The sequence below is a fragment of the Achromobacter arsenitoxydans SY8 genome, assembly GCF_000236785.1.
Taxonomy (GTDB): Bacteria; Pseudomonadota; Gammaproteobacteria; order Burkholderiales; family Burkholderiaceae_B; genus Achromobacter; species Achromobacter arsenitoxydans.
Genome location: NZ_AGUF01000034.1, coordinates 58,898 through 70,141, shown reverse-complemented (window position 1 = coordinate 70,141; position 11,244 = coordinate 58,898). Strand labels below are relative to the sequence as shown.

The 11,244-nt window shown below is 65.1% G+C and carries 14 protein-coding genes; 7 read left to right on the top strand and 7 right to left on the bottom strand.

What is annotated here, in order from left to right:
* The 6 genes from KYC_RS08145 to KYC_RS29610 all read right to left on the bottom strand — a co-directional run.
* Positions 1 to 487: nickel/cobalt transporter (locus tag KYC_RS08145; RefSeq protein WP_420796108.1), on the bottom strand; the 487-nt coding region annotated here is incomplete at its 3' end.
* A 14-nt stretch (positions 488 to 501) separates the two neighbouring features.
* The gene (locus KYC_RS08140; protein WP_008160828.1) at positions 502 to 1,206 is read right to left on the bottom strand and encodes a DUF1007 family protein; all 705 of its coding nucleotides are present in this window, start codon (positions 1,204 to 1,206) and stop codon (positions 502 to 504) included.
* The gene (locus tag KYC_RS08135) at positions 1,167 to 2,162 is read right to left on the bottom strand and encodes a metal ABC transporter substrate-binding protein (protein ID WP_008160825.1); all 996 of its coding nucleotides are present in this window, start codon (positions 2,160 to 2,162) and stop codon (positions 1,167 to 1,169) included. The genes KYC_RS08140 and KYC_RS08135 overlap by 40 nt, the downstream gene beginning before the upstream one ends.
* Positions 2,163 to 2,173: 11 nt before the next feature.
* Positions 2,174 to 3,052 (bottom strand): metal ABC transporter permease, encoded by an 879-nt coding sequence (locus KYC_RS08130; protein WP_008160823.1) that lies wholly within the window; start codon positions 3,050 to 3,052, stop codon positions 2,174 to 2,176.
* A complete protein-coding gene (locus KYC_RS08125; RefSeq protein WP_008160820.1) occupies positions 3,049 to 3,771 on the bottom strand; it encodes a metal ABC transporter ATP-binding protein in 723 nt (240 codons plus the stop codon). Before KYC_RS08125 ends, KYC_RS08130 begins: the two co-directional genes overlap by 4 nt.
* The gene (locus tag KYC_RS29610) at positions 3,768 to 3,938 is read right to left on the bottom strand and encodes a hypothetical protein (protein WP_008160817.1); all 171 of its coding nucleotides are present in this window, start codon (positions 3,936 to 3,938) and stop codon (positions 3,768 to 3,770) included. Before KYC_RS29610 ends, KYC_RS08125 begins: the two co-directional genes overlap by 4 nt.
* Before the next feature lie 161 nt (positions 3,939 to 4,099).
* Between KYC_RS29610 and KYC_RS08120 the strand changes: the two genes are divergently transcribed.
* The 5 genes from KYC_RS08120 (at position 4,100) to hslU (ending at position 8,801) form a co-directional block, all read left to right on the top strand.
* On the top strand, positions 4,100 to 4,603 hold the full coding sequence (locus tag KYC_RS08120; protein ID WP_008160815.1) for a Fur family transcriptional regulator: 504 nt from the start codon (positions 4,100 to 4,102) through the stop codon (positions 4,601 to 4,603).
* 350 nt (positions 4,604 to 4,953) lie between these two features.
* Positions 4,954 to 6,090 (top strand): CobW family GTP-binding protein, encoded by a 1,137-nt coding sequence (locus KYC_RS08115; RefSeq protein ID WP_008160813.1) that lies wholly within the window; start codon positions 4,954 to 4,956, stop codon positions 6,088 to 6,090.
* 125 nt (positions 6,091 to 6,215) lie between these two features.
* Positions 6,216 to 6,680, top strand: coding sequence for an RNA polymerase-binding protein DksA (dksA, locus tag KYC_RS08110; protein ID WP_006389752.1), 465 nt, complete (start codon positions 6,216 to 6,218; stop codon positions 6,678 to 6,680).
* 176 nt (positions 6,681 to 6,856) lie between these two features.
* A complete protein-coding gene (hslV, locus tag KYC_RS08105) occupies positions 6,857 to 7,396 on the top strand; it encodes an ATP-dependent protease subunit HslV (RefSeq protein WP_008160807.1) in 540 nt (179 codons plus the stop codon).
* A gap of 70 nt (positions 7,397 to 7,466) precedes the next feature.
* On the top strand, positions 7,467 to 8,801 hold the full coding sequence (gene hslU / locus KYC_RS08100; protein WP_043517883.1) for an ATP-dependent protease ATPase subunit HslU: 1,335 nt from the start codon (positions 7,467 to 7,469) through the stop codon (positions 8,799 to 8,801).
* Positions 8,802 to 8,939: 138 nt separating this feature from the next.
* On the opposite strand, the gene KYC_RS08095 is transcribed toward hslU, so the two are convergent.
* Positions 8,940 to 9,245: a copper-binding protein gene (locus KYC_RS08095; RefSeq protein ID WP_008160804.1), complete on the bottom strand. Its 306-nt coding sequence runs from the start codon at positions 9,243 to 9,245 to the stop codon at positions 8,940 to 8,942.
* A 204-nt stretch (positions 9,246 to 9,449) separates the two neighbouring features.
* Between KYC_RS08095 and KYC_RS08090 the strand changes: the two genes are divergently transcribed.
* Both KYC_RS08090 and rfbB read left to right on the top strand, forming a co-directional pair.
* Entirely contained in the window at positions 9,450 to 10,010 is a 561-nt protein-coding gene (locus KYC_RS08090) for a cob(I)yrinic acid a,c-diamide adenosyltransferase (RefSeq protein WP_008160802.1), read from the top strand.
* 168 nt (positions 10,011 to 10,178) lie between these two features.
* Positions 10,179 to 11,240, top strand: coding sequence for a dTDP-glucose 4,6-dehydratase (rfbB, locus tag KYC_RS08085; RefSeq protein ID WP_008160800.1), 1,062 nt, complete (start codon positions 10,179 to 10,181; stop codon positions 11,238 to 11,240).
* Positions 11,241 to 11,244: the final 4 nt, after the last annotated feature.

Below are 11,244 nucleotides of genomic sequence, written 5' to 3'. Positions count from 1 at the left end.
TCCACACCAGCCACGCGCCCAACAGCGTCACCAGGCCGTACGAGGCCAGTTCCAGCCAGCGCGTGGCCTGATTCATCGTGGCCGCGGTGGCGTTGAACACGACAGCCAGGATCCCCACCATCACAATCGCCACCACCGCCTGGACCAGCGCGGACGCCAGCGCCAGCAACGCGCCGTTGCGCGCGGTCTGGCGATTGGCCAGCACATACGAGGAAATCACCGCCTTGCCGTGACCGGGACCCAGCGCGTGGAAAACGCCATAGGCGAAGGACAGCCCGATCAGCGCCCATGCCGCCCCGCCGTCCGCCTGCCACGCGCGCACCGCGCCCGTCAGCTGCCGATAGAAATGCGACTGCCAGACCGAGACGCTGCCGAAGAAGCTGGACAGCCAGCCCGGACCGCCCATTCCGGCGCCGCTCTCCGGCACGCCGAAGGGATGCGCCCCTTGCGCGGCAGCCGCCGGCATCCAGGCCATGCCGGCCAGCATGATGAAAAAGGCGATCAGCCCGCCTGCGCGCCCGGCGGCGGGCATCGCACCTCGATGCGGTGCGTGAGTCCCTTGGTGATCGCGAATAGCTCGTCCGGCAACGCATCCGGGTCGGCCGGAATCGCGGCCAGTTGCTGCATGGTTTTCCAATCCAGTTCCTTGGGCTTGCGATAGGCGGACGTGCAGGGCGCGCCCTGCGGACCGCCCAGCGACACCGCGCCCTTCTCGTCAAAGGCGTAGGCCACGAAATAGGTGGGGTCGTAGATATCCACCTGGGCGCCTTCCGCGCCCGGCGCGGCCGGTTCGGCCAGCGGCAGGGTGAAGGAAAGCGTAAGCCGGGTGGTCTTGGGATTCCAGTCGACGCGGGCATCGCGCGGCGCGGCGAACGCCGCCGTCTTGCCGCCCACGGTGACCCGCGTGAAGTAATGCGAAATGGGCTCGCCCAGCGCCTTCATCCAGTCCTGCGCCATGCCGTGCAGCGTATCGGCGGGCAGGGATCCATCCTTGCCCTTCTTCAGGCCCTGCGTGGCGTAGGCGCCGAACATTTCGTCGAACAGCCACACCTGCCGCACGGCGGTAATGCGCTGCTGCGCGTCGATGTCGATCTGCGCGCGGGCGTCGATCCACATGTGCGGATGCGCGCTGGCGGCGCCCGCCGCCAGCAGCGCCGTCGCGGCGGTCAGGGTTGCAAGGCCGCGGCAAGCTGACGTGCGTTCCATTCAAACATTTCCAGATAGGTGGCGCCGGGCTGTCCGGGCTTGGACAGCGCATCGGAATAGAGCGTACCACCCACCTTTGCGCCGGTCTCGCGCGCGATCTGCTCCACCAGCCTGGGGCTGCTGATGTTCTCCACGAACACGGCGGGCACCCGCTCGCGCTTGACCTGCTCGATGATGCCCGCGACCTCACGCGCCGAAGGTTCGGCGTCGGTCGACACCCCCATCGCAGAAATGAACGTCACGCCATAAGCGTCGCCGAAATAGCCAAAGGCGTCATGCGAGGTGACGACCTTGCGGCGTTCGGCCGGAATGGCGTCGAAGGTCTTGCGCACGCTGGCGTCCAGCGCCTGCAGCCGCGCGATATAGGCGTTGGCGCGCGTCCGGTAGGCCTGCGCACGCGCCGGATCGGCGGCAGCCAGCCCCTCGGCCACGTTGCGCGCGTAGATCACGCCATTGGCCAGGTTTTGCCAGGCATGCGGATCGGCATCCCCGTGATGGTGATGGCCGCCCTCGTGGCCATGCCCATGATCGTGATCGTGGTCGTGGTCGTGGTCGTGGTCGTGGTCGTGATCATCCTCGCCGCCGTGACCGGCAAACTTTCGCGCCTTGACGCCCTGCGAGACCGTGACGGTCTGGCCGGAGAACCCCGAAGCCTTCGCCAGCTTGGGCAGCCACGTTTCGAACTCCAGCCCGTTCACAAACAGCACGCGCGCATCGGCCAGCTTCTTCGCGTCGCCGGGCGTCGGCTCGTATCCGTGCGCATCGCCATCCGGTCCGACCAGCGTGGTCAGGCTGACGTCGGCGCCGCCGACTTCGCGCACGATGTCGCCCAGGATGGAAAAGCTGGCTACCGCCTTCAGCGGCTCGGCGGCGTGCGCAGTCCCGAAAACCGCAGACAGGCACAGGCCGGCCATGGCCAGCAGCGCGCGGCGGCGGGCCGGAAGAATCGAATGCATAGCAGATCTCCTTATGAATATTCGGGCGCAATGCGAGCGCGCCGCGGCGCCCGCAGCAGCCCGCCTTGCGGGCCGCCCATGATGGAAAACAGATAGCAGGCGCCGGCCGCGAGGATGATCGCCGGCGACGCGGGCACATCGAAGTGATACGAGACGAGCAGCCCAGCCACGGACGACGCCACGCCGAGCGCCGCGGCAAGCGGTATCTGGCGGGCCGCGCTACGCACCCAGAAGCGGGCCGCGGCGGCGGGCAACATCATGATGCCCACCACCATCAGCGTGCCCAGCACCTGGAACCCCGCCACCAGGTTCACCACCACCAGCACCAGAAAGCCCATATGCACCGCCGCGCCCCGTCCGCCGCTGGCGCGCAGGAAACCGGGGTCCAGGCATTCCGCCACCAACAGGCGATAGATGGCGGCCAACGCCAACAGCGTGGCGCTGGCCGTGGCCGTCACGAGCAGCAGCGACGCGTCGTCCAGCCCCAGCACCGTGCCGAACAGCACATGCAGCAGGTCCATGTTCGAGCCGCGCAGCGACACCAGCAGCACGCCCAGCCCCAGCGATATCAGGTAGAAAGACGCAAAGCTGGCGTCCTCGCGCAGCGGCGTCAGGCGAGCGACCAGCCCGGCCAGCAAGGCCACGGCCAGGCCGGTGGCGATGCCGCCCAGCATCATCGCGCTCAATGACAGGCCCGACAGCAGAAAACCGGCTGCCACGCCGGGCAGGATCGCGTGCGACATGGCGTCGCCCATCAGGCTCATGCGCCGCAACACCAGGAACACGCCCAGCGGCGACGCGCCCAGCGACAAGGCGCAGGCGCCGGCCAACGCACGCCGCATGAATCCGTAGTCCAGGAAAGGCGAGACCACCCATTGCGCCAACGTCATTCCCAGGACCTCGCGTGCCATTGCCGCGCCGCCTTCAAGTGCGTGTCGCTCAAAGTCGAGGCGGTGTCGCCCCAGGCCACGACCGCGCCGGACAGGAGCAGGCATTCGGGAAAGTGATCGCGCACCAGATCCAGGTCGTGCAGCACCGCAATGACCGTGCGGCCCTGCCCGTGCAGTCCGCACAGCAAGGCCATCAGCTCATCGGCCGTGTGGCTGTCCACGGCGGCGAACGGTTCGTCCAGCAGCAGCACCGGCGCGTCCTGCACCAGCATGCGTGCGAACAACACGCGCTGCATCTGCCCGCCCGACAGCGCATCCACGCCGCGGCCGGCGGCATCCGCCAGGCCCACGGTTTCCAGGGCGTGCATGCAGCGGTCCAGTTCATCGCCGCCGTATCCGCGCCAGCCGCCCACGCGGCGCCATGCCCCCATGGCCACCAGATCCAGCACCGTCGTGGGAAACGACTTGTCCAGCTCGGCGGCCTGGGGCAGCCACGCCAGCGCCGACCTGCCGGCGCCGCCGATGCGCACCTTGCCGGTCATGGGGCGCAGCACGCCCATGATGCCTTTGATCAGGGTCGACTTGCCGGCGCCATTGGGACCGACCACGGCCGTCATGCCGCCAGCGGCGAAGGTTCCCGACACCGACCTGAGCGCGGTCCGCCCGCGCCAGCCAAAAGACGCGTCGGTCAGCTCGACGGAAATAGGCGCGGCGCTCATCGCGGCCACCAGCCCATCGCCCAGCCGGTCAGCGCCCACAGCGCGACTGCAGCGGCCAGCGCGAACACCATGCGGCGCCAGGCGGAAACGAGGAACGTGGAACGGGGCGGCGCGCGCCGGCCGGACGCGGCGCCGGGCCGCCGGGGCAGCAGCGTGAAATGAGACATGGCAAGCAGAAAACAGAGCGCGGCAACAATAATTTATTATGTTATATCATAACTAAACCATGCTGGCGTCAGCGCCAGTTCCCGCGCGCAGGGGTTTTCTGCTACCTTCCAGGCATCTCGCGCGCGCGTCGCGCGCGTTTCCCATTCAGATAAAGCCCGCCATGTCCGCTCCGTCCCGTCCTTCCCGCAGCGATACCGTAGGCGCTCAGCTCAGCGTCGCCGAGACGCTTTGCGCGCAGCGCGGACGCCGCCTGACCCCGATCCGCCGCAAAGTCCTGGAACTGCTGCTGCGCCACGGCCGCAGCCTGAAGGCTTATGAACTGCTGGACGCCATGCGCGCCGTCCACCCCGGCGCCGCGCCTCCCACGGTGTACCGCGCCCTGGATTTCCTGATGGACGAAGGCCTGATTCACCGCCTGGACGCCGTCAACGCCTGGAGCGCCTGCCACGACGCCGGCGGCGCGCCCCACGATCTGCTGGTGGTCTGTACCGGCTGCGGCGCCGTGGCGGAAGTGTCCGACCCGGCCATGAGCCGCCAACTGGCCGAGCGCGTCGCGCAGACCGGCTTTGCGCTGGCCACGCACGAGACCGAAATCCGGGCGCTGTGCCCGCAGTGCCAGCAGAAGCAGCCTGCCGACGCAGGCCATCACCACCACCATCATTAATCCATTCCCGCCCGGCGGATCTCATCTTTTTCAGGCGCCCTTGCGGACCGGGCGGCAACGGGATGACATCCGCCTGCGCGCGCCCCCGCCCTTGAAATCGGGCAAACCGCCCCAAAATAGTGGTATCGCCTGATACTTGACGCCGTACAGCCGCGATCTGGCGGCCCTGCACCCCGGGTTGGCCCGGGGTTTGCCCCCTGCCCCCGACTGTGCTGTAATCCTGCGTCCGGCCGCTATCGGCGGCCTTCGCAGCCTGTGTCTGTCATCATCTGCCGGGTGGTTGAATACCCGGCTTGAAACCCTGTCAGGCCCCGTGTTTCACGCCCTGACCTCACGCTAGCAGCTTCGCCATGAATACCCCGCGCAGTTTGGACAAAATGGTTCCCGTCACCATCCTCACCGGCTTTCTCGGTGCGGGCAAGACCACCCTGCTCAAACGCATCCTGACCGAATTCCACGGCCGCCGCGTCGCGGTCATCGAAAACGAATTCGGACCGGAAAGCATCGACAACGACCTGCTGGTGCAGGACAGCGATGAAGAAATCATCGAACTGTCCAACGGCTGCGTCTGCTGCACGGTGCGCGGCGACCTGATGCGCACGCTGTCCGACCTGCGCGTCAAGCGCGAGGCCGGCCAACTGAATTTCGAACGCGTCATCCTCGAAACGACCGGCATGGCCAACCCCGGCCCCGTCTGCCAGACGTTCTTCATGGACGACGACATCGCCGAGTACTACCGCCTGGACGCGGTGGTCACGGTGGTCGATGCCAAGCACGGCATGTCCACGCTCGACGAACAACCCGAAGCCCAGAAGCAGGTCGGTTTCGCCGACCGCATCCTGATCTCGAAGAAAGACCTGGTCAACGAAGTCGACTACGAAGCGCTGCGCCACCGCCTGGTTCACATGAACCCGCGCGCGCCGATCACCGCCGTCAACTTCGGCGACGTCGACCTCAAGTCCATCATCGACATCAGCGGCTTCAACCTGAATTCCATCCTGGACATCGACCCGGAATTCCTGGCCGATGAACATCCGGATGCCGCCCACAGCCATGCCCACGGGCACGATCACGGCCATGATCACCATGGCCATGACCACGATCATGACCACGATCATGACCATGATCACGACGGCGAGTGCGGCGCGCACTGCAATCATGCCCATCACCACCACCCCAAGCACGACGACGAAATCGGCGCGTTCGTGTTCCGTTCCAACAAGCCGTTCGATCCCGCGCGCCTTGAGGAATTCCTGGGCGGCGTGGTTCAGGTCTATGGCCCCGACCTGATGCGCTACAAGGGCATCCTGTACATGAAGGGCATCAACCGCCGCATGTTGTTCCAGGGTGTCCACATGATGATGGGCGCCGAACCCGGCAAGCCGTGGACCGCGGCCGAAAAACCGTCCACCAAGATGGTGTTCATCGGACGTAAGCTGCCCCAGGAGATTTTCACCCGGGGCTTGGAGCAGTGCCTGGCGGGGTAATCCCCATTCCTGCGTGACGCGATGCGACGAAGGCAGTACTGTGAGGTACGGATAGCGTAGGCAACAAGTAACACGGACCGGGAATGGACGCCCGCGCCAGGATCGATTCATAGTGGAGTGTTTACATGGCTACCAAGGCAGCAACCAAAAAATCAAGCAAGTCGACGAGCGATACGGCGATTGATCTGCCCAGCGAAAAGGAATTGCTGGCCATGCCCGAGTCCGACTACATGAACGAACGCCAACTGGCGTTCTTCAAGGAACGGCTCAAACAACTCGAACAGGACATCCTGGCCAACGCCGGCGAAACCACCGAGCACCTGCGCGAGACGCAATTCGTGCCCGATCCCGCCGACCGCGCCACCATCGAGGAAGAGCACGCCCTGGAACTGCGCACCCGCGACCGCGAGCGCAAGCTGCTCAAGAAGGTGCAGCAGTCCATCGCCCGCATCGACAGCGGCGAATACGGCTGGTGTGAAGAAACCGGCGAGCCCATCGGCATCCCGCGCCTGCTGGCCCGTCCCACGGCCACCCTGTCGCTCGAAGCCCAGGAACGCCGCGAAATGCGCCAGAAGCTCTACGGCGACTGATCCGTCCCGCTTTACCGCCATCCCTGAAAGGCCATGCCGCTCCCCGGCATGGCCTTTTTTATCGTCCACAAGGCGTAAACCCGCCGCGTAGGCCGCCCCGGGTGCAGGCGCCTAGAAACGCCGACCTTGATTTCAGCGCAACCGCCCCCAGCTAATCCTTTCAAAGGAAGGAACGCATGGAACAATTTCACGCCACCACCATCGTGTGTGTGCGCCGCGGCAACCGCGTCGCACTCGGCGGCGATGGCCAGGTCACCCTGGGCAACATCGTCATCAAGGGCACGGCCCGCAAGATCCGCCGGCTGTACCACGACAAGATCCTGGCCGGTTTCGCCGGCGCCACCGCCGACGCATTCACGCTGCAGGAACGCTTCGAAGCCAAGCTCGAAAAGCACCAGGGCAACCTGATGCGCGCGGCCGTCGAACTGACGCGCGACTGGCGCACCGACCGCGTCCTGCGCCGCCTGGAAGCCATGCTGATCGTGGCCGACGCCGAACACACCCTGGTGCTCACCGGCAACGGCGATGTGCTCGAACCCGAACACGGCCTGGCGGCCATCGGCTCGGGCGGCGCTTACGCCCAGTCCGCCGCCCTGGCCCTGCTGCGCAACACCGAACTGCCGCCCGAAACCATCGTCAAGCAGTCGCTGGAAATCGCCGGCGACCTGTGCATCTACACCAACCAGAATCACGTCATCGAAACGCTGGGCGACTGACGCCTGCCGCGCGGCGCAGCCTGCGCCGCGGCGCCCTCCCAGCCCGCCCTAGCTTCAAGGATCCGCCCTCATGTCCGCATCCAACATGACGCCCGGAGAAATCGTCTCCGAACTCGACAAATACATCGTCGGCCAGAACCGCGCCAAGCGCGCGGTCGCGGTAGCGTTGCGCAACCGCTGGCGCCGCCAGCAGGTCGCGGAACCGCTGCGCCACGAAATCCACCCCAAGAACATCCTGATGATCGGCCCGACCGGCGTCGGCAAGACCGAAATCGCGCGCCGCCTGGCCAAGCTGGCCAACGCGCCGTTCATCAAGATCGAAGCCACCAAGTTCACCGAAGTGGGCTATGTGGGCCGCGACGTGGACACCATCATCCGCGACCTGACGGAATACTCCATCAAGCAGACCCGCGAACTGGAAATGCGCCGCGTGCGCACCCAGGCCGAAGACGCCGCCGAAGACCGCATCCTGGACGCCCTGGTGCCGCCCGCCCGCAACGCCTCCGGCGAACCGGACCGCGGTGAAGACAACAGCGCCCGCCAGACCTTCAGAAAGCGCCTGCGCGAAGGCAAGATCGACGACCTCGAAATCGAGATCGAAGTCGCCCAGGCCGCCCCGCAGATGGACGTCATGACGCCCCCGGGCATGGAAGAAATGGCCGAACAGCTGCGCGGCATGTTCGCCGGCATGGCCCGCGACAAGAAAAAGCCCAAGAAGATGAAGGTGCGCGAAGCCTTCAAGCTCATCGTCGACGAAGAAGCCGCCAAGCGCGTCAACGAAGAAGACCTGCGCACCGTGGCCATCAACAACGTCGAACAGAACGGCATCGTCTTCCTGGACGAAATCGACAAGATCGCCGCCCGCCAGGAATCCGGCGGCGCGGACGTCTCGCGCCAGGGCGTGCAGCGCGACCTGCTGCCGCTGGTCGAGGGCACCACCGTCAACACCCGCTACGGCATGGTCCGCACCGACCACATCCTGTTCATCGCGTCCGGCGCCTTCCACCTGTCGCGCCCGTCGGACCTGATTCCCGAGCTGCAGGGCCGCTTCCCGATCCGCGTCGAACTCGAATCCCTCACCGCCGAGGACTTCGTGCGCATCCTGTCCGACACGGATGCCTCGCTGACCAAGCAATACACGGCCCTGATGGCCACCGAGGACGTCGAACTGGAATTCACCGAAGAAGGCGTGCGCCGCCTGGCCGAACTGGCCTTCGACGTCAACGAAACCACCGAGAACATCGGCGCCCGCCGCCTGTACACGGTCATGGAGAAGCTGCTGGACGAACTGTCATTCGACGCCACGTCCAGCCAGGACAAGCACGTCAAGATCGACGCCGCCTACGTCAACTCCCAATTGGCGGAAGCCGCCAGCAGCCAGGACCTGGCGCGCTACGTGCTTTAAGTCGTCGCCCCGGGACCAAAGCAAAAATCCCCGCCGCAAGTGATTGCGGCGGGGATTTTTTATCCTTTCAAGAGCCGAAATGGACCCGCCGGCCGGCCAGCCCACGCGCGCAGTGGACTCTCCCTCTGAGTCCCGCAGTTACTTCGTGATCGCGGTCACCACGTACTTGCCGTCCTGACGGGAGGCGGTAAAACGCACCTTGTCCCCCGCCTTGATATTGGCCAGAAGCGCGGGATCCGCCTGGTACACCAACGACATCGCAGGCAGGTCCAGCGCCTTGATCGCGTCATGCTTGATCGTGACCTTGCCTGCGGCGGGATCCACGCGGCGCACTTCTCCGGTGGCATCGGCTTGCTGGGCAAAAGCCAGCGGCGTGGCGAGCGACACGACAGCCATCGCGGTGGCGACGGCCATGGGTACAGCGTACTTGCGGGAAAAAGCCATTGCGTAACCTCCATATCCAGCGGAAGCCGGACCCGAGCCTGAGCCCAGTCCGCATCCTACAGTGCTAGGATACTGCGCGAATGCAACAGTTCCGGCCGCAGTACGCAACAATTCTGACCGTTGATTGCGAATGCCGCCCCAGCCGTCCCCACGCTTACCGCCGGACGCATCCCCCTTACCTCTGCTCACCGAACCAGGACTTCCATGGCCAACCGCTTATCCGTTATTGCCACCCGCACGGGAGACGATGGCACCACAGGTCTTGGGGACGGATCGCGCCTGCCCAAGGATGCGCCCCGGGTCGCCGCCCTGGGCGACGTGGACGAATTGAACAGCGTCATCGGCCTGCTGCTGACCGAGCCTCTGCCCGAAGATGTCGCGGCTGATCTGCTCGCCATCCAGCACGACCTGTTCGACATGGGCGCCGAACTCTGCATCCCGGGACATGTCGCGGTCAAGGAAGAGCAGGTCGCCCAGCTGGACGCTCGCCTGGCCCACTACAACGCGGCGCTGCCGCCCCTGCGGGAGTTCATCCTGCCCGGCGGCTCGCGGGCGGCGGCCGTGGCGCACATGGCGCGCACAGTGTGCCGGCGTGCGGAGCGGGCAGTGGTGGCGTTGGCGGGGGTGGACAACGTCAATGCGCCCGTCCGGCAGTATTTGAACCGGCTGTCGGATCTGATGTTTGTGCTGGCGCGTTATCTGAATAAGGCCTTGGGCGTCGGGGACATATTCTGGAGCAGTCCGAATGCCCGTAAGGCCACGTAACCCGTGAGAGGAATTGCAAGTTCTGTCCGGCCTCCAAGATTGGCATACCCAATATCAAGACCCACACTCTGTTTCATTTATTAGGTCGCCTGAGCGCAGTTGCGGCATAATTGCGGGTTATCAAGCGGGTTTGCGCACCCTGCTCACAGCTCAAGGATCCAATAAAGAATGAGTATTATTGTCACCGGCGGCGCCGGGTTCATTGGCTCGAATTTCGTACTCGATTGGTTCGGCACAAGCGACGAACCGGTCATCACGCTTGACAAGCTCACCTACGCTGGCAATCCCGAGAACCTGGCGTCCCTGGCGGGCAATCCCCACCATCAACTCGTGCAAGGCGACATCGGCGACACCAAACTGGTGGCCGAACTGCTGGCCAAGCACAAGCCGCGCGCCGTGCTGAACTTTGCGGCTGAATCGCACGTAGACCGCTCGATTCACGGTCCCGGTGAATTCATCCAGACCAACATCGTCGGCACCTTCCACCTTCTGGAAGCTGTGCGGGCGTACTGGAATGGCCTGCCCGACGACGAACGCGCCGCCTTCCGCTTCCTGCATGTTTCGACCGACGAAGTCTACGGATCGCTGAAAAAGGATGATCCCGCGTTCAGCGAGACCAACCGCTACGAGCCCAACAGCCCGTATTCCGCCAGCAAGGCGGCCAGCGACCACCTGGTTCGCGCGTATCACCATACTTACGGCCTGCCCGTACTGACGACCAATTGTTCGAACAATTACGGTCCTTACCATTTCCCGGAAAAACTGATCCCCCTGGTTATCCACAATGCGTTGGCCGGCAAACCGTTGCCGATCTACGGCGATGGCCAGCAGATCCGCGATTGGCTGTACGTGAAGGACCACTGCGCGGCGATCCGCCGCGTGCTGGCCGACGGCAAACTGGGAGAGACCTACAACGTGGGAGGCTGGAACGAAAAAGCCAACCTCGACGTCGTCCATACCCTGTGCACGCTGCTGGACGAACTAAGCCCTAGGGCAGATGGCCAGCCCTACAAGAATCAAATAACTTTCGTCAAAGACCGGCCCGGTCACGACCAGCGCTACGCCATCGACGCCTCGCGCCTGGAGCGCGAGTTGGGCTGGAAGCCCGCCGAGACCTTCGAATCGGGTATCCGAAAAACCGTGCAATGGTACCTGGCCAATCAGGCCTGGGTAGCCAATATCACCAGCGGCGCTTATCGCGACTGGGTCAACACCCAGTACGACGCCTGAACGG